This is a genomic window from Enterobacter sp. ECC-219 (assembly GCF_043966805.1).
GTDB lineage: Bacteria > Pseudomonadota > Gammaproteobacteria > Enterobacterales > Enterobacteriaceae > Enterobacter > Enterobacter cloacae_N.
The window spans coordinates 3,037,387-3,061,003 of sequence record NZ_CP143680.1; the positions used below are offsets into that span (position 1 = coordinate 3,037,387).

The 23,617-nt window shown below is 56.3% G+C and carries 25 protein-coding genes; 11 read left to right on the top strand and 14 right to left on the bottom strand.

The window, feature by feature from the left end:
• Positions 1-194: 194 nt before the first annotated feature.
• From V1603_RS14380 to V1603_RS14390, 3 genes are all read right to left on the bottom strand, one after another.
• Positions 195-1,118, bottom strand: coding sequence for a LysR substrate-binding domain-containing protein (locus tag V1603_RS14380; RefSeq protein WP_116340012.1), 924 nt, complete (start codon positions 1,116-1,118; stop codon positions 195-197).
• Positions 1,119-1,305: 187 nt separating this feature from the next.
• A complete protein-coding gene (locus tag V1603_RS14385) occupies positions 1,306-2,190 on the bottom strand; it encodes an SDR family oxidoreductase (protein ID WP_166711091.1) in 885 nt (294 codons plus the stop codon).
• 64 nt (positions 2,191-2,254) lie between these two features.
• On the bottom strand, positions 2,255-2,644 hold the full coding sequence (locus tag V1603_RS14390) for a YdeI family stress tolerance OB fold protein (RefSeq protein ID WP_163329309.1): 390 nt from the start codon (positions 2,642-2,644) through the stop codon (positions 2,255-2,257).
• 139 nt (positions 2,645-2,783) lie between these two features.
• Here V1603_RS14390 and V1603_RS14395 point away from each other — a divergent pair, with 139 nt between their 5' ends.
• Genes V1603_RS14395 through V1603_RS14410 form a run of 4 tightly spaced genes read left to right on the top strand, consistent with a single transcriptional unit; the run spans position 2,784 to position 5,277 of the window.
• On the top strand, positions 2,784-3,287 hold the full coding sequence (locus V1603_RS14395; protein ID WP_233003559.1) for a hypothetical protein: 504 nt from the start codon (positions 2,784-2,786) through the stop codon (positions 3,285-3,287).
• A gap of 9 nt (positions 3,288-3,296) precedes the next feature.
• Entirely contained in the window at positions 3,297-3,743 is a 447-nt protein-coding gene (locus V1603_RS14400; protein ID WP_116340006.1) for a DUF421 domain-containing protein, read from the top strand.
• Positions 3,744-3,754: 11 nt separating this feature from the next.
• Positions 3,755-4,273, top strand: a complete 519-nt coding sequence (locus tag V1603_RS14405) for a 2-oxo-tetronate isomerase (RefSeq protein WP_395312822.1) — start codon at positions 3,755-3,757, stop codon at positions 4,271-4,273.
• Between the two features lie 17 nt (positions 4,274-4,290).
• On the top strand, positions 4,291-5,277 hold the full coding sequence (locus tag V1603_RS14410; protein ID WP_163329313.1) for an SDR family oxidoreductase: 987 nt from the start codon (positions 4,291-4,293) through the stop codon (positions 5,275-5,277).
• Here V1603_RS14410 and V1603_RS14415 read toward each other — a convergent pair whose 3' ends face one another.
• The 8 genes from V1603_RS14415 to V1603_RS14450 all read right to left on the bottom strand — a co-directional run bounded on the left by V1603_RS14415 (position 5,278) and on the right by V1603_RS14450 (position 11,813).
• Positions 5,278-6,903: an alpha-amylase family protein gene (locus tag V1603_RS14415; protein ID WP_395312823.1), complete on the bottom strand. Its 1,626-nt coding sequence runs from the start codon at positions 6,901-6,903 to the stop codon at positions 5,278-5,280. It lies immediately after the preceding gene.
• 8 nt (positions 6,904-6,911) lie between these two features.
• On the bottom strand, positions 6,912-7,922 hold the full coding sequence (gene cydB, locus V1603_RS14420; protein ID WP_395312824.1) for a cytochrome d ubiquinol oxidase subunit II: 1,011 nt from the start codon (positions 7,920-7,922) through the stop codon (positions 6,912-6,914).
• The gene (locus V1603_RS14425; protein ID WP_028013105.1) at positions 7,922-9,325 is read right to left on the bottom strand and encodes a cytochrome ubiquinol oxidase subunit I; all 1,404 of its coding nucleotides are present in this window, start codon (positions 9,323-9,325) and stop codon (positions 7,922-7,924) included. The genes cydB and V1603_RS14425 overlap by 1 nt, the downstream gene beginning before the upstream one ends.
• A 66-nt stretch (positions 9,326-9,391) precedes the next feature.
• Entirely contained in the window at positions 9,392-10,264 is an 873-nt protein-coding gene (locus V1603_RS14430; protein ID WP_008502274.1) for a manganese catalase family protein, read from the bottom strand.
• A 15-nt stretch (positions 10,265-10,279) separates the two neighbouring features.
• Positions 10,280-10,786 carry a ferritin-like domain-containing protein gene (locus V1603_RS14435; protein WP_014831871.1) on the bottom strand — a complete coding sequence of 169 codons (507 nt, stop codon included), beginning with the start codon at positions 10,784-10,786 and terminating at the stop codon, positions 10,280-10,282.
• Positions 10,787-10,811: 25 nt separating this feature from the next.
• On the bottom strand, positions 10,812-11,015 hold the full coding sequence (locus V1603_RS14440; protein WP_013096662.1) for a hypothetical protein: 204 nt from the start codon (positions 11,013-11,015) through the stop codon (positions 10,812-10,814).
• Between the two features lie 23 nt (positions 11,016-11,038).
• Positions 11,039-11,533, bottom strand: a complete 495-nt coding sequence (locus V1603_RS14445; RefSeq protein ID WP_008502272.1) for a ferritin-like domain-containing protein — start codon at positions 11,531-11,533, stop codon at positions 11,039-11,041.
• 94 nt (positions 11,534-11,627) lie between these two features.
• Positions 11,628-11,813 carry a general stress protein gene (locus V1603_RS14450; protein WP_004150795.1) on the bottom strand — a complete coding sequence of 62 codons (186 nt, stop codon included), beginning with the start codon at positions 11,811-11,813 and terminating at the stop codon, positions 11,628-11,630.
• 526 nt (positions 11,814-12,339) lie between these two features.
• On the opposite strand from V1603_RS14450, the gene V1603_RS14455 reads away from it, so the two are divergent.
• Entirely contained in the window at positions 12,340-13,683 is a 1,344-nt protein-coding gene (locus V1603_RS14455; protein WP_395312825.1) for a VOC family protein, read from the top strand.
• Between the two features lie 44 nt (positions 13,684-13,727).
• The gene (locus V1603_RS14460; protein WP_395313988.1) at positions 13,728-15,233 is read left to right on the top strand and encodes a carboxylesterase/lipase family protein; all 1,506 of its coding nucleotides are present in this window, start codon (positions 13,728-13,730) and stop codon (positions 15,231-15,233) included.
• Here V1603_RS14460 and V1603_RS14465 read toward each other — a convergent pair.
• On the bottom strand, positions 15,220-16,062 hold the full coding sequence (locus tag V1603_RS14465) for a LysR family transcriptional regulator (RefSeq protein ID WP_316387202.1): 843 nt from the start codon (positions 16,060-16,062) through the stop codon (positions 15,220-15,222). The genes V1603_RS14460 and V1603_RS14465 overlap by 14 nt on opposite strands.
• Before the next feature lie 114 nt (positions 16,063-16,176).
• Here V1603_RS14465 and V1603_RS14470 point away from each other — a divergent pair, with 114 nt between their 5' ends.
• From V1603_RS14470 to rimL, 4 genes are all read left to right on the top strand, one after another.
• Positions 16,177-17,346 carry a pyridoxal phosphate-dependent aminotransferase gene (locus V1603_RS14470; protein ID WP_163329325.1) on the top strand — a complete coding sequence of 390 codons (1,170 nt, stop codon included), beginning with the start codon at positions 16,177-16,179 and terminating at the stop codon, positions 17,344-17,346.
• A gap of 10 nt (positions 17,347-17,356) precedes the next feature.
• Positions 17,357-18,130, top strand: coding sequence for a transporter substrate-binding domain-containing protein (locus V1603_RS14475; RefSeq protein WP_116339986.1), 774 nt, complete (start codon positions 17,357-17,359; stop codon positions 18,128-18,130).
• Between the two features lie 242 nt (positions 18,131-18,372).
• Positions 18,373-20,028, top strand: coding sequence for a glucan biosynthesis protein D (locus V1603_RS14480; RefSeq protein WP_116339984.1), 1,656 nt, complete (start codon positions 18,373-18,375; stop codon positions 20,026-20,028).
• 45 nt (positions 20,029-20,073) lie between these two features.
• On the top strand, positions 20,074-20,622 hold the full coding sequence (rimL, locus tag V1603_RS14485) for a 50S ribosomal protein L7/L12-serine acetyltransferase (protein ID WP_316379115.1): 549 nt from the start codon (positions 20,074-20,076) through the stop codon (positions 20,620-20,622).
• Here the strand turns inward: rimL and ydcK are convergent.
• Positions 20,617-21,597 carry a YdcK family protein gene (gene ydcK / locus V1603_RS14490; protein ID WP_395312826.1) on the bottom strand — a complete coding sequence of 327 codons (981 nt, stop codon included), beginning with the start codon at positions 21,595-21,597 and terminating at the stop codon, positions 20,617-20,619. The two genes, rimL and ydcK, sit on opposite strands and share 6 nt — an antisense overlap.
• Before the next feature lie 134 nt (positions 21,598-21,731).
• Here ydcK and tehB point away from each other — a divergent pair, with 134 nt between their 5' ends.
• Positions 21,732-22,325 carry a tellurite resistance methyltransferase TehB gene (gene tehB, locus V1603_RS14495; protein WP_163329331.1) on the top strand — a complete coding sequence of 198 codons (594 nt, stop codon included), beginning with the start codon at positions 21,732-21,734 and terminating at the stop codon, positions 22,323-22,325.
• On the opposite strand, the gene pepT is transcribed toward tehB, so the two are convergent.
• Positions 22,322-23,551: a peptidase T gene (pepT, locus tag V1603_RS14500; RefSeq protein WP_302218460.1), complete on the bottom strand. Its 1,230-nt coding sequence runs from the start codon at positions 23,549-23,551 to the stop codon at positions 22,322-22,324. The two genes, tehB and pepT, sit on opposite strands and share 4 nt — an antisense overlap.
• Positions 23,552-23,617: the final 66 nt, after the last annotated feature.

The following is a 23,617-nucleotide window of genomic DNA, read 5'->3' on the forward strand; positions in this document are numbered from 1 at the left end:
GGGAATGCAATGATTAACACGAGTGAATTCGTATTTATAAAATGATATGCGAACCATTTGGTGAATTCGTGGCTATGATAAAACTGTTAAATTGTTTTGCGCAATTGTTAATGAATCATTCCGCATTATTTGATTAACGCACAGGCCAGTTCCCTCTCCCCTAAGGGGAGAGGGTTAGGGTGAGGGGTAAGAGGTCAAACAGGCATGGATTTGCGAATGGCGCTCAGCAGCGTCTGTGCGCCCGTGGAAAGTGGGGTATCCACCCGGGTCAGAATGCCGATGGGTTCGCCCGCACCGGGGGAGGTGATCGGCAGGGCGGTCAGCGTCCCCTGGCGCAAATCGTCTTTTACCGCACCGGAAGGCACGAACCAGACGTAGTCATAATCCAGGGTGAGCTGACGCGAAAGGGAGGCCGAAAGCGTTTCGATACACCCTGAAGGCAGCGTACACCCCTGCATCTGCAGCAAAGTTTCAGCGGCCTGGCGCGGAACGGTCCCTTTTGGGCAAACCACTACCGGCCACTCCATCACCCGGCTTAACGTCACGGTGTCCTGAAGCAGGGGGTGATCGGGACGAACCACCAGCTTCAGGGATTCCAGAAACAGCAGTTCATAATTGAGGCCGCCCATCAGTTCAGGGTCGGACATTCGACCGATACCAAGATCCAGTTCACCGGATTTAAGCCCCGCGAGCAGCATGGTGTTATTCATGGTAGCAACCTGAATAGTGGTATTGCGCTGCTGCTTGTGGAACTGACCAATAACGGGCGGCAGAATCCCCAGCGCCGCGGTTGGCAGGGCGCCGACGCGAACCACCTCGCTGGAGAGCTCTTCTTTTCGGTGCAGGGACTGGCCGGCGGTGTTGAGCGCATCCAGCACCTTCACGGCGTGCGTCAGGAACTGTTCGCCTACCAGAGTCAGCTGTGCCCCCAGCCGACCGCGATCAAATAGCCGGGCGCCGGTCAGCTGTTCCAGCTCGTTGAGGGTTTTAGAGAGCGCAGGCTGGCTCAGGTTAAGAGTTTCAGCCGCACGCCCCAGCGTTCCCTGTTGAGCGACGGCCACAAATGTATGCAAATGGCGCAAGCGTATGCGCTGACTGAACAGACCATTTTTTTCCATAGGCGATGTTAAAAACAGAGCGATGCGGGTGACAAGTTAAGTTGTTTAATTTTGATAACCTGATAGCAAAATATTTTTAACATTTGATCTGTTTGAGTTACAACATGTTTTTCAGGCAAGGCGGGTGATGAACGTCCTTGTTCATTTATTGCTCACTGCGAGGAAGGGAGAAAAGGGTAACGCATTTTTAAATCACGCCGTCCCCGCCGTCAGAACACCACACCTGACCGGAGGTAAAGGAACATTCATCGGAGGCCAGCGTGACGTACAGCGGAGCAATCTCGACGGGCTGCCCCGGACGACCCAGCGGGGTATCACCGCCGAACTCCTTCACTTTTTCCATCGGCTGCCCGCCGCTGGACTGCAATACCGTCCAGTACGGGCCGGGGGCGACCGCGTTGACGCGAATTCCTTTCGGACCCAGCTGTTTGGCTAAGGATTTGGTAAACACCGCCAGGCAGGCCTTCGTCTGGGCATAGTCTAGCAGCACGGGGCTGGGCTTCACCGCCTGAACGGAAGAGGTGTTAATGATCACGGACGACGCTTTCAGGTGGCGCAGAGCCGCCTTAGTGATCCAGAAGGGGGCGTAAACGTTGGTTTTAAACGTCGCGTCAAAATCTTCGGTGGTCAGCTCTTCAAGGGATTCCCGGTATTGCTGACGGCCTGCGTTGTTGATCAGAATATCCAGCCCGCCCAGTTTCGAGACGGCTTCTTCGACCAGATTCTGACAGAAGGTTTCGTCCCGGACGTCACCCGGGAGCGCGACGGCCTTACGACCTTCCGCTTTGATCAGATCGATGACCTCGGCGGCATCTTTCTCTTCTTCAGGCAGATAGTTGATCGCAACGTCAGCGCCTTCACGCGCATAGGCGATAGCCACCGCGCGACCGATACCGGAGTCACCACCGGTAATCAGCGCTTTTTTGCCGGCAAGGCGGCCATGTCCTTTGTAGCTTGTTTCCCCGTGGTCGGGTACCGGCTGCATTTCGGATGCCAGTCCCGGCGGCGTTTGCGGCTGTTCCGGGAACGGGGGCTGCGGGTAAGCGTTCGTACGTTGTGTTGTATCACTCATAGCTGACTCCTTAAGCCAAGGGGTGAGATTTGATGGATAGCTGCAGCGTTAACGCTTCGCTGAATTATTTCTGCAAACGATCAACACGAACGACGGCAGGAGATGATTTTTTATCAAGCGAACCGTTGATACTGATCATCTGATCGGGTTTTACCGTTCTGCCGTCGAAGACTGCCTGGGGAATAATAACGTCGATTTTTCCGGTTTTATCCTGGAATACAAACTTATCGCCGCTACCGTCAATAAGATTACCGCGCAATGAAATTGTCGCGCCATCGTGCATTTGTTTTGCCTGTTCGATGGTCATAATACGCGCGTCGTCGGTTCCACGATATCCGCTGTCCAGCGCGTGGGGGGGCGGCGGTGCTTCACCTTTTTGTAACCCGCCGTTATTATCAGCCCATGCGGCTGGAACCAGAAATATCAAAAAGGCGGAAATAAGTGATAATTTCATCTGATATCCTTCATTTTTGAGTGTCTTGACATATTAAGTATTGTTGCTATTCCTTTATGTGGCAAATGTGATAAGTCTTAAAAACATTCTCTTTTGAAATCAAAACTATCATTAAATAAGCGAAACGGTGATGACGGCCATGAAGCGTGAAAATGAAAAGTTACCCGGGATAGATGAGAGTTATCGCTTGCTGAGGTTCGAATATACATTTCGGCAGGTGGGTTTTGTGGTCCTCCTGGTTATTATCATCGCAGCGGTTGCCGGTCTTTTTTCCAGCGGAATGGTGAGCGAGGCGGCCAAAACCAATACCGCTAACTCATTGAGCATAAACTATGAACGTTTTGGCAGGCGGGAGACGGAGTCAAGAATGCAGTTCACATTCCCGGTGAAAACGGAGGGCAGCTATACTCTCAGCCTGACCAGCGACAGCAGCGACGTGTACGAGCCCGGCAGCGTCTGGCCGCAGCCGGACAAAATGTATAGCCATGGAAAAAACCTCTATTTGGTCTATGACGACCTGCAAAAATCAGACAATTTCTCTGTTTTATACTTCACGACACCTTCCAGAGCCGGTAAATGGAACACCGTCATCCGCGTCAACAACGAGCCAGAAATAAATATCTGGCAATTTATTTATCCGTAGGAGGCTGATATGGATATGGTCTTTCGCGCGCTGGCGATTTATCTGTTTCTCGTGGTGGTATTTAAAGTGGCGGGGCGTCGCGCGCTGCTGCAGATGACCAGCTTTGATCTCATCCTCCTCTTGATTATTAGTGAGGCGACGCAACAGGCGCTTCTGGGTCAGGACTTCTCCGTCACCGGCGCGATGATTACCATTACCACACTGGTGGTAGTTGACATTATATTTGGGCTTATGAAGAAGTATTTTTCACCGGTGGAGAATATTCTGGATGGTACACCGGTAATTCTGGTTGAAAACGGCGTGCCGCTAGCGGATAAGCTAAAAAAAGTCGACGTGTCCTGTGATGATATTCTGGTGTCAGCGCGACAGAATAATGGCATTACAGAAATGAGTGGAATTAAATATGCCATACTTGAGCGCAATGGTCATATTTCAATCATTCCTTTTGAGAAATAAGAGGCGGCAAGATGAGCAATCTTTTACACGACAGTCATTTTACCGTGAGTGAACTCACCAAAAAGCTGGCGAGTAAATTAACCGATGCCGGGCTGCGCTTAACCACGGCGGAATCCTGCACGGGAGGAAAGCTCTCGGTGGCGCTGTGTGCAGAGGAAAACACGGCCGATTTTTATGATGTCGGGCTGGTTGTGTTCAGCGATGAAGCCAAATCGCGGATCCTCGGCGTGCGTCCTGAGACGCTGGCGCGCTACACCGCCGTCAGTGAACAGACGGTGACCGAGATGGCCGCCAGCATCCGCGACATTGCCCGGGCGGATATCAGCATCGCTATCAGCGGCTATGCGGGCCCGGAAGGGGGCGATGACGGCACCGCGGCGGGTACGGTCTGCTTTGCCTGGAATGTGCGCGGCGAGACGGAAACCCGCACCGTCCTTTTCTCCGGCGACTGTGAGGATGTGGTGGAGAAAGCGGTGCTCTACTCGCTCGCGGAACTGGTGACAAAACTGTCGGACGGCAATAACGGCTAAATTCACGCGGAGGTTCTATGGCGGTCATAGTGATTACCGGCGGGACGGCGGGCGTGGGAAAAGCCACGGCGCTGCACTTTGCAAAGGCAGGTTACAATGTGGGGATTATCGCCCGCGATGAAGCCAGCCTGCACTCAACCCAGGAAGAGCTGCGCCGCTTTGGTGTTAATGCCCATGCGGTGCAGGCGGACGTCGCCGACAGCCAGGCGGTGGTGGATGCGGCTAATGAGATCGAGTATCGCCTCGGGGCGATTGATGTCTGGGTCAACAATGCGATGGGGGCCGTGCTGGCACCGTTTCGTACCCTGACGCCGGATGAGTTTCGTCGCGTGACGGATGTTACCTACCTCGGGTTTGTCAACGGCACCCGCGCCGCGCTGGAGCTGATGGTGCCTCGCGACAGGGGCGTGATTATTCAGGTGGGTTCCGCGCTGGCCTACCGTTCCATCCCTTTGCAGTCGGCCTACTGCGGAGCCAAAGCGGCGATCCGCGGGTTCACCGATGCGGTGCGAACTGAGCTAATGCACGAGAACAGCCGGGTACAGCTTTCGATGGTTCAAATGCCGGGCCTCAATACGCCGCAGTTCGAATGGGCGAGGAATAAGTTTGCCTGGGCTATGCGCCCGGTGCCGCCGGTCTTTGAGCCTGAAGTCGCCGCCAGGGCCATCTTTAAAGTTGCACAGAAACCGGTGCGCGAGCTGTGGGTGGGCAGCAGCACCATCCAGTCCATCGTCGGGCAATTTCTCTTCCCGGGCTATCTTGACCGGCTGATGGTGAAAAAGGCCTGGGAAGGCCAGATGACCGACGATCTGAACGCAGCGGATCGCCGGGACTATCTCGACCAGCCGGTTAACGACCTGCACAAAATCCATGGGCGTTTTACGGACGAAGCAAAAGACCGCGCCCCGTCCGTCACCTCCGGTATGCCGGGTAAGGTGGCGCTGGGGGCGCTCGCGGTGGCGGGGATTATGCTGACCCGTCTGATCGCCCGGCGGAAACGCTAATCAGCGCAGCGCGCTGCGGTGCGTCCAGAACCATCGGTAGCCGTAGCCGCTAATACTGAGCGCGACGGTTTTGCCGCAAACCAGCGCGTCGTCGTAGCGTTTGTCCTCAAGGCAGGCGGTCCAGGTGGCGTGGCGGATCCCCTTTGCGGTGAACTGAACGGGCTGGTCGCTGAAGTTAACGAAGGTCAGGATGCTGCGCTCGTCGGTCTCGTAATAGATCCCCAGCACCGCGTCATGATCGAGGGTGATGAGGCGAAAGGGCGCCACGGCAATTTCGGGGAACTCCGAGCGGGTATTGGCAATATCGATTATCCGGTGCAGGAGCGAGTTGCGGTGAAGCAGCGAATCGGCGACGTTGATTTTCTGATAGCGATAGGGTCCGTGGTCGATTATCGGCGCAATAAATTTTTCAGGATCGGCCGCCGAAAAACCGCCGCCCTGCGAACCTGCCCACTGCATCGGGGTGCGAACGGCGTAGCGTTCCTCCAGCTCCAGGTCATCACCCATGCCGATCTCATCTCCGTAGCGCATCACCGGCACGCCCGGCAGGGAGAAGAGCACCGCGTGGCAGAACGCCAGCCGCTTTTGATCGCCATTCAGCATCGGCGCCAGGCGTCTGCGGATCCCGCGCTGATAGACGTTCATCTCCTCGTCAGGGGCGAAGGTGTCGAGGACAAACTGTTTATCTTTCTGACTAATCCCTTCCAGATCCAGCTCGTCATGGTTGCGCAGCCAGTTGGCAAAGCAGCATGAATCGGGCGGGACGATCATTTTCTTCACCGCGTTGCGCAGTGGGCGGGCGCTTTTCCTGGCCAGGCTGACGTAGAAATACTTGTTGAGCCAGAAATTAAGCACCAGATGCAGGCGGTCGTTATTGCCGAAGTAGTCTTTATAGGTCTCAACGTCCACGTCCACTTCACCGAGCAGGATGGCGTCCGGATTACGCTCCTGGATTAGACGGCGCATATGCTCCAGGATCCACAGGCCCTTCTTTTCGTCACCGTTTCCCGCCTGCGTAGTGAGGTGGGACGCGGCATCGAGGCGAAACCCGGACACCCCCAGCTTGAGCCAGAAGAGGATAATATTCTCAATTTCCTTAAGCACGGCGGGCGAGGTCAGGTTCAGATCCGGCTCGTGACGATAAAACATATGCCGGTAATACTGTCCCGCCTCGTCATCCCAGCTCCAGATGCTCTTTTCCACGCCGGGGAACATGGGTCGCGTGTCGTCGTCGTCGCTATCCGACCAGATATAGTAGTCGCGATACGGCGAGGTGGGGCTGCGGCGAGCCTGCTGGAACCAGGGATGGGCGTCGGAGGTGTGCTGGATCAGCAGCTCAATAATGACCTGCATGCCCAGCTCCCGGGCTTGTTCGATAAAGGCGATAATATCGGCCAGTTTTCCGAAGCGGGGATCCACCTGCAGATGGTCGCTGACGTCGTAGCCTTCATCCAGAAAGGGCGTGAGGTAAAACGGGGTGATCCAGATAACCGTCGCCCCCATGCGGCGAATATAGCGCAGCTTGGCCGCTATCCCGGCGATATCCCCGCAGCCATCGCCGTTTATATCGTAAAAAAGCGCGGTATCAATCTGGTAGATAATGGCTCGTGTATGCCAGTCCGTCATAGCGTTCCTCAGTGATAGCCTTCAGTATCCGACACTTTTCCCCGGAAAACATAGTAGCTCCAGGCGGTGTACACCAGAATCACCGGAATAATCAGCAGGGTCCCGACCAGCATAAACAGCTGGCTGGCGGGGGGCGCCGCGGCTTCCCACAGGGTGATGCGCGGCGGAATAATGTTCGGCCACAGGCTGATACCGAGCCCGCTAAACCCGAGGAAAATCAGCCCCAGCGTAAGCAGGAAGGGACGCGAGTGGCTGGCCGGGTTGCGGGTCAGGCGCCAGATCAGCACGCTGAAAAGCCCGACCAGCAGCGGAACCGGCAGGAACCAGAAGAAGTTGGGCAGGGTAAACCAGCGGTCGGCTACGTACTGCCAGCCGAGCGGCGTCCAGACGCTGACGACCGCGATGACCGCCACCAGGGCCAGCAGCACGTGGCGGGTCAGCTCGCGCATCCGGTGCTGCAATGCGCCTTCACTTTTCATGATAAGCCAGGTGGTGCCCAGCAGCGTGTAGGCGACGACCAGTCCGAGGCCGCAGAAGAGGTTAAAGGGCGTCAGCCAGTCGAGCGGCGAGCCCACAAATCGTCTGCCCTCAACCTCAAAGCCGTTGATCACCGCCCCCACGACGATCCCCTGGCTGAAGGTGGCGAGCAGGGAGCCACCGGCGAAAGAGTAGTCCCAGAATTTGCGGTGCGAAGGCGTCGCTTTAAAGCGAAACTCAAAGGCTACCCCACGAAAGATGAGGCCGATCAGCATCGCGGTAAGGGGGATGGTCAGCGCATCAATAATGACCGCATAAGCCAGCGGGAACGCGCCGAACAGCCCGGCGCCGCCGAGCACCAGCCAGGTCTCGTTGCCGTCCCACACGGGTGCTACGCTGTTGACCATCACATCCCGCTCTTTCGCGTCGCCCACGAAGTTAAATAGCAGGCCGATGCCCAAATCAAAGCCATCCATAATGATGTACATCAGCGTGGCAAAGACGATGATGGCAAACCAGATAACAGAGATATCGACGCCCATCAGTTTCTCTCCTGTTCCGGAACAGACTCCGCGGCAGACAGCGGACGGGCGGGGGTGCCCGACGTGTTTGAGGTCAGCGTATCGACAGGCTGCGGGCCTTTCTTAATCAACCGGATGAGGTAAACATAGCCCACGCCAAACACCGACGAGTAGACAACGAAGAACGCCAGCAGGCTGATGCTCATCTGCAGGGTGCTGTGCAGGGAGACCGCGTCAATCGTGCGCAGATAACCGTAGACGACCCACGGCTGGCGGCCCACTTCGGTGGTTACCCAGCCGGCGAGTAGCGCCACCAGACCCGCGGGCCCCATGCAGAGGGCAAACCACTGGAAGGGGCGCGAGTGATAGAGCCTGTGGCGATAGCGTAGCCAGAGGCTGACCAGGCCGAGGGTAATCATCAGCAGGCCCATCCCGACCATGATGCGGAACGACCAGAAGACGATGGTTGAGTTTGGGCGATCCTCTTTCGGGAAGTCTTTCAGCGCCGGCACCTGCTTATCCAGGCTGTGCGTCAGGATAAGGCTGCCGAGGGCGGGGATCTCCAGACCGTATTTGGTGCGCTCCTCGTCCATATCCGGCAGGCCAAACAGCAGCAGCGGCGTGGCCTCGCCGGGCGGATTTTCCCAGTGCCCCTCGATGGCGGCAATTTTGGCAGGCTGATGCTCAAGCGTGTTCAGGCCGTGCATATCGCCCACCACGGCCTGGATGGGGGCGACCAGCAGCGCCATCCACATCGCCATGGAGAACATAGTGCGTATGGCAGGGGTATCATTTCCGCGCAGCAGGTGCCATGCGCCCGACGCGCCGACGAACAGCGCGCTGCTCAGAAACGCGGCGATGGCCATATGGATAAGGCGGTAAGGGAAGGAGGGGTTAAAGATAATCGCCAGCCAGTCCTGCGGAATAACCTGTCCGTTTTCGATAGTAAAACCCTGCGGGGTGTGCATCCAGCTGTTGGAGGCGAGGATCCAGAAGGTCGACATCAGCGTGCCGAGCGCCACCATGCAGGTTGAAAAGAAGTGCAGCCCGGGGCCGACCTTGTTCCAGCCGAACATCATAACGCCCAGGAAGCCGGCTTCCAGGAAGAAGGCGGTTAACACCTCGTAGGTCAGCAGGGGGCCGGTAATGCTGCCCGCGAACTGGGAGAACCCGCTCCAGTTGGTACCGAACTGATACGCCATGACCAGCCCGGAAACCACCCCCATCCCGAAGTTAACGGCAAATATCTTGAGCCAGAAGTGGTAAAGCGAACGCCAGACGTCGTTTTTGGTGCGCAGCCACATGCCCTCCAGCACGACAAGATAGCTGGCAAGACCAATGGTAATCGCCGGGAAAAGAATGTGAAACGAGACGGTAAAAGCGAACTGAATTCTGGCGAGATGGAATGCATCAAGTTCGAACATTGTCCGTACCTCTGAAGCGATGGGGCACGAGAATTACCGGTAGCGCAGGGCTACCGGCAAAACCGATTACGGTTTAGTCTTTCCGGCGCCCAGCTCGGCACCGGTCAGCGGGTCGGAATGTGGATCGGACTTCGTGCGGGCAGACATCGCCTTAACCAGGGTTGCCTGTTCGGTTGTGAGCGTCACACTGGCGCTGCCGTCACCGCCATCCACCGCAGGCTGGGGGGACTCAACGTAATCAAAGTGCTTATCGCTGTTCCAGCTTCCGCGAACCTCTCCACCTTCTGACATATTGTAGTACTTGTTGGTGAATTCCTCGATTGGCGGCAGTTTCCCCGGCGGGAAATTATTACGAATGGACTGTAACGCTTTTTCAAAGGAGAGCTGATGCGCCGCCTCACGCGTCATCAAAAACGCCAGCGCATCTTTTACTCCGGGATCGTCAGTGACGTTGATCAGCCGTTCGTAGATGATCTTCGCCCTGGCCTCTGCCGCCACGTTCGAGCGCAGATCTGCAGTTGGCTCGCCGATGGTATCGACGTAGGCCGCCGTCCAGGGCACGCCCGCCGAGTTAGTGAGCGGTGTGCCGCCGCCATAGAGCAGGGAAGTGATGTGGCTGTCGTTCCCGTTTTCGGTCATGGACCGATAGAGCTCAGCCTCATTTTCCACCCCTTCCGCCAGCGCGCCTTTGGCACCTTTGTTCAGCATGCCGACCAACGTACCGATGATTTCGAGGTGGCTTAACTCCTCGGTTGCAATGTCCATCAGCATATCCTTACGGCCAGGATCGTCATCGCTCAACCCTTGCGTAAAGTAGCGGCAGGCGGCCGCCAGTTCGCCCTGCGGCCCGCCAAACTGTTCCAGGAGTAGATTGGCGAGACCCGGGTTCGGTTCAGCAACGCGAACCGTGTATTGCAGCTGTTTAACGTGTCGAAACATATAGACTCTCCTGAGTTATTTTTTCGCTTCGACACCCGATGCGTCTGAACGCAGCAGGAACTGTTCCGTCGTTTGCGGGATGTGGCGAATCAGCCAGTCGGCCATCTCGCGCTCTTCCGCCAGGATCGTCTCAATGGCGGGCACGGAGGCAGTATCGCCCGCTTTTTTTGCGGCGGCGAGCAGGGAGGTGTAGCAGGCGATTTCAAACTGTTCGAAAACATAGCCGCTGATTGAGCCCTTAACGATTTCATCAGACGGGAACATGCCGCCGATGGACTGACCCAGCGCCGCCATTTTGCTCATCGAGTCTTTTAAAACCGAACGAGAAATATCATTACGGTCGAGGATTTCCTCCAGCAATGTAATTTGCCGTTTTGTCTCATTAATATGCTGTTCAATTCTGGCGCGAACATCGGGATAATTATCGATGCGGCTGGCCATGGATTCCAGCATTGACTCGGCTTGCTTTTCCATCGCATGGGCATCGCGTAGCCAGTCATGGTAGTGTTCTACGTGATTCATCATTGTATCCTCATTAGGGGTTCGCTTATTTGGTCTCACTCTCAGCAGCCTGATCGGCACGCGCGGCACTGTAGCCAGATAAATGGCCGACAATATTGGCGTAAATACTGATGATAATGACCCATAGCACGCTGTTCTTCCACCATATTACGGAAGGGATAGCGAGAATGAACCATATTATAGCTGCCGTTAAATGGCACCGTTTAATTGTCCTGGGACTGATGCTCATTTTATTTAACCTGTGTTATTGCGTCATTTCTGCGCTTTTTGGTTAATATTTCCAACGGCCAGATCGGTGAGTTTAAGGTCGGTCTCTTTTTCTTCTTCCAGCGTTTCGGCAAGAAGCTTAACGGCTTTTTTATAGCCAAGTTGTTCTGCAAGCGTTGCTAGAGTACCGTAACTGGCAATTTCGTAATGCTCTACTTTTTGCGCAGCGGCAATTAGGGCAGCATCACGGACTTCATTTTTTTCCGTGCTTTCGATGACTTCGTTGGCTTCTTCAATTAAGCCTTCCATCGCCACGCATTTCATGCGTTTGAGTTTGATACCGTCTTCTTGTTCGACGATCTGGTCGATACGCTCGATCTGGCCCTGCGTCTCTTCAAGATGTGCGGTAAAGGCCGCGCTCAGTTTCTCGCTGGATGCGGCGCGGGCAAGCTTACTCAGCGCGCGGGTAAGCTGTTTTTCCGCACTGTAGGTATCCGAGAGAAGATGAATAAATACATCCTCAACACTTTTCATATTCATAATTATTACGCTCCGGTAAAATAAGGAGAGGGTACTGCGAGCTTTTCAGCCCGCAGCATGCTCTCTGGTTTTATTAAAAGAGTACTAAATAAGATCAGGAGTTATCAGATTTACGGCCTCCGCCGTGACTGTTCTGTCCCCCTTTCTTACCCGCTTCAGATGCGCGTTGCGGATCGTTTTTAAAATTACCACCGCTGTGCTGGCCACCTTTACGTCCAGCTTCTGATGCTTTTTCACGGTCTTCAGCGAAATTACCGGAACCACCACGATGCTCTGCCATATTAAACCTCATATTCATATATTGGTTATGTCAGTACGATACGAAAATATTCCGTATCACTCGTCGTTCGATTAATAACTTTAGTCGCTGTGGGGCATTCGTCAAATGCGTCTTGCTATTTGCGGTTGCGTTATTTTTGAATATTGAACGCTTTGCGCTTCGCCTGACGGGAAAATATTGAGAAGTGGGAGGGACTTGTAAACGTTAGCTAAGATTAGTCCTAAGTTTCGACTAAAAAGTTGAAAGGTGAAGATAAAATAAAGGGCGTGCCATGACTGATTATTTTGCAATCAGCGCCGTGCGAAAAATTAATACTTTATAGCTAGAAAACAGAGCCATAAATAATTATAAGGAAAATCCTGGAAAAATATGACGAGGCGAAAAGCGCGTTTCGGCAGGGAGCGTCAGCGACCGGTAGCACACGGTTTGACCACTGTCGTCTTAAGATCACAAATCAGAAATTCTTCCCCCCGGAAGGAACGGGTTTCTCTACACTCCAGGTAATATTCACTGGAGGCATGACATCATGGCGAACACCATCACGGCTGATGATATTCGGGAACATTTTTCGCAGGCTATGTCGGCGATGTACCAGCAGGAAGTTCCGCAGTACGGCACGTTGCTTGAACTGGTTGCGGACGTAAACCTGGCGGTTCTGGAAAATAACCCACTCTTACATGAACAACTGGCGAATGCCGACGAGCTGGCGCGCCTTAACGTGGAGCGTCACGGGGCGATCCGCGTCGGGACGGCACAAGAGCTTTCCACCCTGCGCCGTATGTTTGCCATTATGGGCATGTATCCGGTCAGCTATTACGATCTCTCCCAGGCGGGGGTGCCGGTCCACTCGACGGCGTTTCGTCCGGTTGATGATGCGGCGCTGTGCCGCAATCCGTTTCGTATCTTTACCTCTCTGCTGCGCCTTGAGCTGATTGAAAACCTGGCGTTACGCGAGCGGGCGGCAGAAATTCTCTCTCACCGAAACATCTTTACGCCACGCTGTCTGGAACTTATTGATCTCCACGAGTTGGAAGGGGGCTTTACCGAAGCGCAGGCGCACGAGTTTGTACATGAAGCGTTAGAAACCTTCCGCTGGCACCGTCATGCAACGGTCGACCAGGAGACCTACCTGGCGTTGAGTCGCGAGCACCGTCTGATTGCCGACGTGGTCTGCTTCCCCGGGTGCCATATCAACCACCTCACGCCGCGCACGCTGGACATTGACCGTGTGCAGGAGCTGATGCCGAAGTATGGCATTGAGCCAAAAATTCTGATCGAAGGGCCGCCGCGTCGTGAAGTGCCGATCCTGTTGCGTCAGACCAGCTTCAAGGCGCTGGAAGAGCCGGTGCTTTTCGCCGGTGAACACAAAGGCACCCACACCGCGCGCTTCGGTGAAATTGAACAGCGCGGCGTGGCGCTGACCCCGAAAGGCCGGGAACTGTACGATAGCCTGCTGGCCCAGGCCGGAACCGGTAAAGATAACCTCACGCACCAGCTGCATTTACAGGAGATTTTCAGCGCCTTCCCGGACAGCGAAATGTTCCTGCGCCGTCAGGAGCTTGCCTATTTTCGCTATCGCCTGACCCCGGCGGGAGAAGCCCATCGCCACGCGTTTCGTCCGGGAGACGATCCGCAACCGCTGATCGAGCGCGGGTGGGTGGTTGCTCAGCCGATCATCTACGAGGATTTCCTCCCGGTCAGCGCGGCGGGGATTTTCCAGTCCAATCTCGGGAACGAAACCCAGGCCCGCAGCCACGGTAATGCCAGCCGCAATGCGTTTGAAGCCGCGCTCGGCTGCCCGGTGTATGACGAGTTTACGCTCTACGAGGAGGCGGAAACACGCAGCAAACAGCGTTGCGGTTTGCTCTGAAATCGTTACTCTTCAGGGGTGTGATGGAAAAAAATAAGGTTGTTATGCAATATCCTTCCGCCCCTGTGGTTGAAACGCGCCAGGGCGCACTGTCTGGTTTAACCGATGAAAACGTTCACCGCTGGTGCGGTATTCCCTATGCCGCGCCGCCCGTTGGCGAGTGGCGCTGGCGCTCGCCGCGGCCTCCGGAACGCTGGGACGGCGTGCGTGAAGCCACCGCCTTTTCGCCCTCAAGCTGGCAAAGCAGTGAATATTGTCAGGAGCTGGGCGGGGGCGATCCCGGACAGTTTTCTGAAGACTGCCTCTATCTTAACGTCTGGTCCCCCGTTGACCGTACCGGGCCGCTGCCTGTCATGGTCTGGCTGCACGGGGGCGGGTTTACGATCGGCGCCGGTGGCCTGCCGCCGTACAACGGTAAAGCCCTGGCATCACGCGGGGGGGTTGTCGTCACGATTAACTACCGTCTCGGCCATCTCGGCTTTTTCGCCCATCCCGCGCTGGAGGGGGAAGAAGAGCGGGTGGTGCATAATTTTGCCCTGCTGGACCAGATCGCCGCGCTCGAATGGGTGAGGGAGAATATCGCCGCGTTTGGCGGCGACCCCAATAACGTCACCCTGTTTGGCGAATCCGCCGGCGCGCGCAGCGTGCTTTCTCTGCTGGCCTCGCCGCTGGCAGCAGGATTGTTCCATAAGGCGATAGTGCAAAGCGGATACACCTTGCCGGACACGCCGCGCGAGCAGGCCCTGCAAAAAGGGGAAGCGCTGGCCGCCCATTTTGGTCTGGAGAACGCGACGGCAGAGCAGCTGCGCGCCATTCCGCCCGAGGCGTTCTGGCCGCTGACCGCGCCGCTGAACGTCGCCCCGGCGCCCATCGTCGGGGATTGCGTTCTGCCGGAGGCGATGCTGGACGTCTTTTTCGCCGCCCGCCAGCATCCCGTGCCGGTGATGATTGGCTCCAACAGCGATGAAGCCAGCGTGATGGCGGTGTTTGGGGTCGACCTCGCCGGGCAAATCCAGAAGCTTCGCCGGGAGCGCCGCTTCGGGCTGGGGCTCATCAAGCTGCTTTATCCGGGCGTGAAGGGCGATGAGGAGCTCGGCAGGCAGGTATGCCGCGACATGGCCTTCACCACCATGGGCTACGTGGTGATGCAGGCCCAGCAGCGCGTCGGCGGGCTTTGCTGGCGTTACTGGTTTGACTATGTGGCCGAAGCGGAACATGGCACGTATATTAACGGCGCCTGGCACGGCAACGAAGTTCCCTATGTCTTCGATACCCTCGGCCAGGTGGAGCCTTCACGTCAGTATGTCAATGAGCGGGATCTACAGTTTGCCGCCCAGGTGGCTGATTACTGGGTAAGCTTTGCGCGCGATGCCGGAACGCATGACTGCCTTCACGGGCCGACGCGCTGGCCAGCCTGCCGCAAAGGGCGGGACGTGCTGTTACGTATTGGCGTGAATAAACATGCAGGTTTCAGGCTTGAAAACCGCTTTATGCGCGCCCGCATGAGCCTCTTCAAACGCGTGATGAAGCACCACGTCAGCCTCGATTAAGCAAACAGGCGCGAAACGCCGACAGACCATTTTCCTGACAAGGCGTTTCGCGCAGCACCAGCCGGTAGCTCGCGCCGGTTTTTACACTTGCTTCATAGGGGCGCATCAGCCTTCCGGCGCGGACATCTTCTGCCACCAGCGTTTCGTCGGCGATGGCAACACCAAGCCCCTGAATGGCGGCGGTGATGGCGAGATCCATCGTATCGAAGTGTTGATTTTTGTGCATAGCAAAGCCCGGACCTTCCTGATTCGCCAGCCACAGTGACCAGTCTGTCTTATCCCTTGTCGGGTGAAGAAACGTCAGCGAACCCAGTGCGGCACCCGCCCTGACGGGGCTGAATACCGGGGTTAGCGCCTCTTCGAACAGCAGATCGCCTGCGCTCATGTGCGTGCCGAAGACGATGGCCGCGTCGTAAGATTCGGTTTTGAAATTGACGTTATGATCGGTGGTGGTGGTGAGCGCGATCTGCAGGTCCGGCTGCTCGCGCTCCACCTCCAGCAGACGCGGCACCAGCCAGCGCATGGCGCAGGTAGGCGCCTTAAGCCGGATCACCGTGTGCAGGCTGCGAGCCTGGTCGGCTACGGTCAGCAGCTGCCCGAAAGCGGACTGCAGCTCAGGCAGCAGGGCGCTGCCATGGGGCGAGAGGCGCAGCCCGCGCGCGTGGCGCTCAAAGAGCGGAAAACCAAACCACGTCTCAAGAGAAGAAATCTTGCGGCTCACGGCCCCCTGCGTCAGACACAACTCTGCGGCGGCGTGGGTCAGATTCAGGTGACGCGCGGTGACTAAAAATGCGTCGATGGCATTGAGCGGGAGCGAACGGCGCGACATGAAAACACCTCAGCTATGCATTTTTCTCATGGCTATTATGACAACAATTCGATTGTCCCGGCAACGCACTTGTTGTTTGAATAGTTATGCAATGTCCATGAGAAGGGAAAGAGGATGACTTTACGAACGCCGGTGCAAACGCGCTCCAAGCTGCCAGACGTGGGAACCACCATTTTTACCGTTATTGGCCAGCTTTCGGCCCAGCATAATGCCATTAACCTTTCTCAGGGCGCGCCGAATTTTTCCTGCGACCCGAAGCTGATCGCCGGCGTCACCCGCGCGATGGAGGCAGGGCATAACCAGTATGCGGCAATGACCGGCCTGCAGCCGCTCAAGGAACGTATTGTTGATAAAATTGCCGCCCTCTACGGGACGCAGTATGACCCTGCCAGCGAGGTGCTGGTGACCGCCAGTGCCAGCGAAGGGCTCTATTCAGCGATAAGCGGGCTGGTGCACCCGGGCGATGAGGTGATCTACTTTGAGCCGTCGTTTGACAGCTATGCGCCCATTGTTCGCCTGCAGGGGGCAACGCCTGTCGCCATCAAGCTTACGGTCCCGGATTTTGCCGTCAACTGGGACGAGGTCCGTGCCGCCATCACCCCGCGCACGCGCATGATCATCATCAATACGCCGCACAACCCGAGCGGCCAGGTCTTCACGGCCAATGACCTGCAGCAGCTGGCGGCGCTGACGCGCAATACCGACATCATTATTTTGTCTGACGAAGTGTACGAACACGTCGTGTTCGATGGGGAACCGCACCACGGGATGGCCACGCACCCGCAGCTGGCGGAGCGCAGCGTGATTATTTCTTCTTTCGGAAAAACCTATCACGTCACCGGCTGGCGCGTGGGTTATTGTGTGGCACCCGCAGAGCTGATGGACGAGATATGTAAAGTCCATCAATTTTTGATGTTCTCTGCCGATACGCCAATGCAGCACGCGTTTGCAGAACACATGACCGATCCGCAAACCTGGCTGTCGCTGTCGGCGTTTTACCAGCGCAAGCGCGATCTGCTGCACGGCCTGCTGGCCGATTCGCCGTTTACCCTGCTGCCGAGCGCCGGATCGTTCTTTATGCTGGCGGACTACAGCCGGTTCAGCGACGAGCGGGACAGCGAGCTGGTGAAACGGCTGATCGTTGAGTACGGTGTTGCCACCATTCCGCTGTCGGCGTTTTATGCGGACGGCACGGATAATAAATTGATTCGTCTCTCTTTTGCGAAAGATGAGGCGACGTTACGGGCAGGTGCTCAAGCCCTGTGTCGGGTTAAACCACGCTAAGGAGTATGAGATGAAATTACGCGCGTTAGTTGTCGGCATGGGATTGCTGTGTACCTTTTCGTCCTTCGCGGCCACCGAGCTGCGCTACGGTCTGGAAGCGGAGTACCCGCCGTTTGAGAGCCGCAATGCCTCAGGCGAGCTGGAAGGGTTTGACGTTGAGCTGGGTAACGCCATCTGCAAAGCGGCAGCGATGAAGTGCAGTTGGGTGGAAACCTCGTTTGACGCGCTGATCCCGGGGCTGGTGGCGAAGAAGTTTGACGCCATCAACTCGGCGATGAATATCACCGAACAGCGCCGCAAGAGCATTGATTTCACCCAGCCGATCTACCGTATTCCGTCGCAGCTGGTCGGCAAGGCCGGGACGGCGGTTGAGGCGACGCCTGAAGGGCTGAAGGGGAAAACCATCGGCGTGCTGCAGGGCTCCATTCAGGAAACCTATGCCAAAGAGCACTGGGAAAAGCAGGGTGTCACCGTGGTGTCTTATAAAGATCAGAATATGGCCTGGGGCGATCTGCTGAATGGCCGTATCGACGCCTCGCTGGTCATGTCCGCGGCCGGGCAGGCAGGTTTCCTCAGCAAGCCGCAGGGGAAAGGGTTTGGCTTCATCGGCAAACCGGTGTCTGACGACACTATCCTCGGCAGTGGGATCGGTTTTGGGCTGCGTAAAGGGGACGAGGCCACCAAAAAGCAGCTTGATGCCGCGATTGATAAAGTACGTGCCGACGGCACGATCGCTAAACTCGCTGATAAGTACTTCCCGGGTATCGATGTCAGCGTAAAATAACCGCCTCATTTGCCCCGTCAGCTGATGTCCTGACGGGGCATTTTTATACACATTTTCCAGGCTTTCTTTACACCACTTTCGGGCCGTTCTGGTCGACAGAAAATATTTCTCACTTTGTTCAGATAATCACCGGCCAACAATTGGATTCTTAACCATTTTTGTTTAGGCTGTGCGTTCTTTCTTGCCGTCATTTCGCCGAGCGCGAAACACATTCACACGACCATAAGGACGTTTTTCCAGGCATGAATCGCAGACGTTTTCTAAAAGGCTCGCTGGCAGTGGCAGCCCTGAGCGGTACCTCTGGCCTTGCTTCCCTGTTTTCCAAAGCGGCATACGCGGCCGACTCTGACATTGCTGACGGCCAGAGCCGTCGTTTTGACTTCTCCGTACTGCAATCCATGGCGCATGACCTGGCGAAAACCCCGTGGGGGGGCGCGCCGCGTCCGCTGCCGGAGACGCTGGCGACCATGACGCCGCAGGCGTACAACGCCATCCGCTACGATGAAAAGCAGTCACTGTGGAACAACATTGAAGGCCGTCAGCTGGACGTGCAGTTCTTCCATATGGGAATGGGGTTCCGCCGCCGCGTGCGGATGTTCTCGCTGGACCAGTCGACCTCGATGGCGCGCGAGATCCACTTCCGTCCTGAGCTGTTCAGCTACGGCGAAACGGGTGTGGATACCAAACAGCTGGAAGGGCAAAGCGATCTCGGCTTTGCGGGCTTCCGCGCCTTTAAAGCACCAGAGCTGGCGCGTCGCGATATCGTCTCTTTCCTGGGCGCGAGCTATTTCCGCGCGGTGGATGACACCTACCAGTACGGCCTTTCCGCCCGCGGTCTGGCGGTAGATACCTTTACCGACACGCCGGAAGAGTTCCCGGACTTTACCTCTTTCTGGTTTGAAACCGTTAAGCCGGGCGACACTACCTTTACCGTCTACACGCTGCTGGACAGCCCGAGCATCACCGGTGCCTATAAATTCGTGATCCACTGCGAAAAAAGCCAGGTGATCATGGAGGTGGAAAACCATCTCTACGCGCGTAAGGACATCAAGCAGCTCGGCATCGCGCCAATGACCAGCATGTTCAGCTGCGGCAATAACGAACGCCGCATGTGCGACACCATTCACCCGCAAATCCACGACTCTGACCGCCTGGCCATGTGGCGCGGCAACGGGGAGTGGATCTGCCGTCCGCTGAATAACCCGCAGAAGCTGCAGTTCAATGCCTACCTCGACAAAAACCCGAAAGGGTTCGGGCTGCTGCAGCTCGATCGCGATTTCTCGCACTATCAGGACGTGATGGGCTGGTATAACAAGCGCCCGAGCCTGTGGGTTGAACCGCGCAACGACTGGGGTAAAGGATCCATCGCGCTGATGGAGATCCCGACCACCGGTGAAACGCTGGATAATGTGGTCTGCTTCTGGCAGCCGGAAAAACCGGTGAAAGCGGGCGCCGAGCTGGACTTCAAATATCGTCTGTACTGGAGCGCACAGCCGCCGGTGCGCTCCCCGCTGGCGAACGTCTACGCGACCCGCACCGGCATGGGCGGTTTCCCGGAAGGTTGGGCGCCGGGCGAAAATTACCCGAAAGTGTGGGCCCGTCGCTTTGCTATCGACTTCGTCGGCGGCGACCTGAAGGCCGCCGCACCGAAGGGCATCGAGCCGGTGATTACGCTCTCCAGTGGTGAAGCAAAGCAGGTTGAAATCCTTTACGTTGAACCGTTTGACGGCTATCGCATTCTGTTTGACTGGTACCCAACCTCTGACTCTACCGAACCGGTGGATATGCGCCTGTTCCTGCGCTGCCAGGGCGATGCCATCAGCGAAACCTGGCTGTATCAGTATTTCCCGCCAGCGCCGGATAAACGTCATTACGTTGATGACCGGGTAATGCGTTAACGATCGATTCCCTCTCCCTCCGGGAGAGGGTTAGGGTGAGGGGCAATGACCGCAACACAATCCGAAACTATTCCCGTATCTGACGCTCTCGAGCTTCGCGCCGTCGAAGAGCGCTATACCGCCGAACTGCATAACCTCGTCGTCAAAAACAGAGCCTTTCTGCAAACCGCTTTTGACTGGGCGCAGCACGTGGGCAGCGAGGACGATACCCGACGCAACGTGCAGAGTAACCAGATGCTGCACCAGCGCGGCTACGCCAAAATGTTTTTGATCTTCAGGGAGGATGCGCTGGTCGGCGTACTGTCGTTCAATGCGATTGAGCCAGCCAACAAAGCCGGGTACATCGGCTACTGGCTGGATGAAGCACATCAGGGGCAGGGGATCCTCTCGCAGTCGCTGCAGGCGTTTATGCGCTACTACGCTGAGCGCGGTGAGATCCGCCGTTTTGTGATCAAGTGTCGGGTGGCGAATCAGCAGAGCAACAGCGTGGCCCTGCGCAACGGTTTTACGCTGGAAGGGTGCCTGCGGGAAGCGGAATACCTGAATGGCGCCTATGACGATGTGAACATCTACGGCAAAATTTATACCCTATAGCGCCCCCAGCAGCGGCGTACGGGTGATGCGCTGGTCGCCGTTGATCACCTTTTCACCGCGCAGATGAATGCTCTCACCAGCAAAGGCTTCAATCACCGCATCGTCGGTAATTTCAACCCGATGCTCAATCAGCACGTCGCCGCTGATCCGCGCGCGTCCCTGAATCACCACTTTATCATCCAGCATGATTGGCCCGCCGCGCAGCCAGGCCTGGCCGCCGATCAGGACGTGGTGCTTGATGACACAGTTTCCTTCCACCACGGCGTTCTCCGCAATCTGCGAGCTGTAGCGCACCGTCGGGATGGCATCGTCATCAAAGCCGGCAATTACCCGGGCGTTGCCGTACACTTTGGCGCAGTCGCACACCCAGACGTTGTTGAGTTCGTTACCTTCGAGGATCGCGCAGTCGAACACTTCGGCGCGGTGCTCAACAAACGCGTTATTCACCATCGCCTCGCCGTAAATTTGTGCCTGATGCACAATGCGCGACCGGCTTACCGTCGCCCTGTCGTATATTTGCAGGATCTGGTCGTGGTCCGGCGTGAGGCCTTTGGCACCTATGATGACGCTGTTGTGCAGGACGCGCGCGTCGCCGAAGAGATGGCATTCGCCACGCACGCAGGAGTGCTGAACGGTGACATTGTCACTTATTCGCGCCCCGTGGCTGACCTCTGCTGCGTCCAGCCAGCAGTTACCGCCGATATGCGCGTCGTGGCTGACGGTACACGGCAGGGTCAGGCGCGCGTTGCCGGACACGGTTGCACCGGCAAACACCACGCTGTTTTCATCGTAGATCCAGCAGTCTCCCTCCTGGGACAGGGCACGCTCATCGTCAACCCAACCGCCTTTCGTGCCGGCCGTCACGTCGCTAAAATCTACCGTGGCGATAACCTGCCGCAGCGTCGTTGAGTGGGGTGTTTCGCCGTTTTTCCATTGCCAGAGGCGGGTCTCGTCGCTAAGGCGAAATTTGTTCATCTTCAAGTCTCTGATAAGCATCTTCACTAAACGTAGCAAATTTTTCGATTTTCGAACGGCTGGCAACCAGACGGTAAACGCCTTAAAATGGCATGTAAAATGCACTTTCAATTTATGAGAACGCAGGAAAAACAATGACCGTCGATGAGAATTACTTCACAGAGAAATATGGACTCACCCGCACGCATTCAGAAGTGCTGTACAGCGCGGGGATTGTAAAGCCCGGTAAGACGCTGGATCTGGGCTGCGGTAATGGCCGCAACAGCCTTTACCTGGCGGCCAACGGCCACGAGGTGACCGCCTGGGATAAAAACCCGATGAGCGTTGATAACATCGAGCGCATCAAGGCGGCAGAAGGGATTGAGAATCTTCATACCGCCGTCAAAGATCTTAACAGCCTGAGCTTTGACGGCGAGTACGACTTTATTCTTTCCACCGTGGTGCTGATGTTCCTGGAGGCGAAAACCATCCCGGGTCTTATCGCCAACATGCAGCGTTGCACCAAACCTGGCGGCTACAACCTGATCGTTGCCGCGATGGACACGGCAGATTATCCGTGCACCGTCGGCTTCCCGTTTGCGTTCAAAAGCGGTGAGCTGAGCAACTACTATGAAGGCTGGGAGTTGCTCAAATACAACGAAGAGGTTGGCGAGCTGCACCGCACCGATGAAAACGGCAACCGCATCAAGCTGCGCTTTGCCACCATGCTGGCGCGCAAGCCCGCCTAACGGGCGGCCAGCAGGCAGATCTGCAGGGCAGTGTTATAAGACGCCTCGAACGACGACAGTGGCAGAAATTCAAACTTCGAGTGGAAGTTATGCGCGCCGGTGAAGAAGTTCGGGGTGAGTAACCCTTTTGCCGAGAGTGCCGCGCCGTCGGTGCCGCCGCGCATAGGGATCGGTTTTGGGGTGATGCCGAGCGATTCCATCGCCTCAAACATCAGGTCGATGGCGCGCCGGTCTTCGCCAATCGCATTGCTGATGTTACTGTAGGTATCTTCAATGCTAAAGTCGACCTTCGCCGTCGGGTGCTGGGCGGCAATCAGCGCGGCGACGTCCGCAATCTGCTGCTTGCGGGCGGCAAAGCCGGCTTTATCAAAATCACGAATGTTGGCCTTTAGCACGGCGTCGTTCTGTCCGGCCTGAATGCCGTTAAACCAGATGTAGCCCTCGCGACCCTCGGTGCACTCTGGCGTTTGCTGGCGGTCGAAATGGCTGATGAAATCGGTCGCCATCAACAACGGGTTCACCAGTACTCCTTTGGCGGACATCGGATGCGCCGTCACGCCGGTGAAGCGGATCTCAGCGGCTGCCGCATTAAAGTTCTCGTAGACAATTTCCCCCAGCTCGCAGCAGTCGATGGTCCAGGCAAAGTCGACGTCGAAGCGCTTAAGATCCAGCGCCTTTGCACCGTTCAGGCCGATCTCTTCATCAGGCACAAACGCGACCACAATGTCGCCATGCTGATGCTCAGCGGTGAGGTTTTCCAGTACGGTCATCACCACGGTTACCGCCGCTTTATTATCTGCGCCCAATACGCTGGTACCGTCGCTGAAAATAATCTCTTCATTCGGGTAAGCCAGAATTTCAGGATGCTCTTTCACCCGCAGCCAGATCTCTTTTTCTTTATTCAGACAGAGATCTTCACCGGTAAAGGTTAATATTTGCGGATGAATATCCGGTGATAATCCTACGTCCACGGTATCAATATGGGTAATAAAGCCAATGCGCGGCGCGCCGGGCACGTTGCCTTTTTTTACCGCCGTCACGGTAGCGAACTCGTCAATCACGATGTCGTCTAAACCCAGCTGCGCCAGCTCCTGCGCCAGTTCTCGCGCCATGTCGTGCTGGCCCGGGGTTGAGGGCAGAGTTTTTACTTTCGGATCGCTCTGGCTGGTAATCGCAAGATAGCGGAAAAAACGGTGCGTTAATTGTCTGGAAAGCGGCGAGCCCATAGTGTTTTCTTCCTTATTTATTTTTCAGGTGTTTGCCACTTCACTTTAATGTTATTTATGAAATGG

What these genes read in the sequence shown, in the direction of transcription:
- V1603_RS14415 (WP_395312823.1), bottom strand. Translation starts at nt 6,903, where the DNA reads ATGACGGACTGGCATACACGAGCCATTATCTACCAGATTGATACCGCG.
- V1603_RS14430 (WP_008502274.1), bottom strand. Translation starts at nt 10,264, where the DNA reads ATGTTTCGACACGTTAAACAGCTGCAATACACGGTTCGCGTTGCTGAA.
- V1603_RS14435 (WP_014831871.1), bottom strand. Translation starts at nt 10,786, where the DNA reads ATGAATCACGTAGAACACTACCATGACTGGCTACGCGATGCCCATGCG.
- V1603_RS14465 (WP_316387202.1), bottom strand. Translation starts at nt 16,062, where the DNA reads ATGTCGCGCCGTTCGCTCCCGCTCAATGCCATCGACGCATTTTTAGTC.
- V1603_RS14410 (WP_163329313.1), top strand. Translation starts at nt 4,291, where the DNA reads ATGGCGGTCATAGTGATTACCGGCGGGACGGCGGGCGTGGGAAAAGCC.
- cydB (WP_395312824.1), bottom strand. Translation starts at nt 7,922, where the DNA reads ATGGGCGTCGATATCTCTGTTATCTGGTTTGCCATCATCGTCTTTGCC.
- ydcK (WP_395312826.1), bottom strand. Translation starts at nt 21,597, where the DNA reads ATGAACAAATTTCGCCTTAGCGACGAGACCCGCCTCTGGCAATGGAAA.
- V1603_RS14470 (WP_163329325.1), top strand. Translation starts at nt 16,177, where the DNA reads ATGACTTTACGAACGCCGGTGCAAACGCGCTCCAAGCTGCCAGACGTG.
- V1603_RS14385 (WP_166711091.1), bottom strand. Translation starts at nt 2,190, where the DNA reads ATGAGTGATACAACACAACGTACGAACGCTTACCCGCAGCCCCCGTTC.
- pepT (WP_302218460.1), bottom strand. Translation starts at nt 23,551, where the DNA reads ATGGGCTCGCCGCTTTCCAGACAATTAACGCACCGTTTTTTCCGCTAT.
- V1603_RS14450 (WP_004150795.1), bottom strand. Translation starts at nt 11,813, where the DNA reads ATGGCAGAGCATCGTGGTGGTTCCGGTAATTTCGCTGAAGACCGTGAA.
- V1603_RS14455 (WP_395312825.1), top strand. Translation starts at nt 12,340, where the DNA reads ATGGCGAACACCATCACGGCTGATGATATTCGGGAACATTTTTCGCAG.
- V1603_RS14440 (WP_013096662.1), bottom strand. Translation starts at nt 11,015, where the DNA reads ATGAGCATCAGTCCCAGGACAATTAAACGGTGCCATTTAACGGCAGCT.
- V1603_RS14400 (WP_116340006.1), top strand. Translation starts at nt 3,297, where the DNA reads ATGGATATGGTCTTTCGCGCGCTGGCGATTTATCTGTTTCTCGTGGTG.
- rimL (WP_316379115.1), top strand. Translation starts at nt 20,074, where the DNA reads ATGACCGCAACACAATCCGAAACTATTCCCGTATCTGACGCTCTCGAG.
- V1603_RS14390 (WP_163329309.1), bottom strand. Translation starts at nt 2,644, where the DNA reads ATGAAATTATCACTTATTTCCGCCTTTTTGATATTTCTGGTTCCAGCC.
- V1603_RS14480 (WP_116339984.1), top strand. Translation starts at nt 18,373, where the DNA reads ATGAATCGCAGACGTTTTCTAAAAGGCTCGCTGGCAGTGGCAGCCCTG.
- V1603_RS14395 (WP_233003559.1), top strand. Translation starts at nt 2,784, where the DNA reads ATGAAGCGTGAAAATGAAAAGTTACCCGGGATAGATGAGAGTTATCGC.
- V1603_RS14425 (WP_028013105.1), bottom strand. Translation starts at nt 9,325, where the DNA reads ATGTTCGAACTTGATGCATTCCATCTCGCCAGAATTCAGTTCGCTTTT.
- V1603_RS14475 (WP_116339986.1), top strand. Translation starts at nt 17,357, where the DNA reads ATGAAATTACGCGCGTTAGTTGTCGGCATGGGATTGCTGTGTACCTTT.
- V1603_RS14380 (WP_116340012.1), bottom strand. Translation starts at nt 1,118, where the DNA reads ATGGAAAAAAATGGTCTGTTCAGTCAGCGCATACGCTTGCGCCATTTG.
- V1603_RS14460 (WP_395313988.1), top strand. Translation starts at nt 13,728, where the DNA reads ATGCAATATCCTTCCGCCCCTGTGGTTGAAACGCGCCAGGGCGCACTG.
- tehB (WP_163329331.1), top strand. Translation starts at nt 21,732, where the DNA reads ATGACCGTCGATGAGAATTACTTCACAGAGAAATATGGACTCACCCGC.
- V1603_RS14445 (WP_008502272.1), bottom strand. Translation starts at nt 11,533, where the DNA reads ATGAATATGAAAAGTGTTGAGGATGTATTTATTCATCTTCTCTCGGAT.
- V1603_RS14405 (WP_395312822.1), top strand. Translation starts at nt 3,755, where the DNA reads ATGAGCAATCTTTTACACGACAGTCATTTTACCGTGAGTGAACTCACC.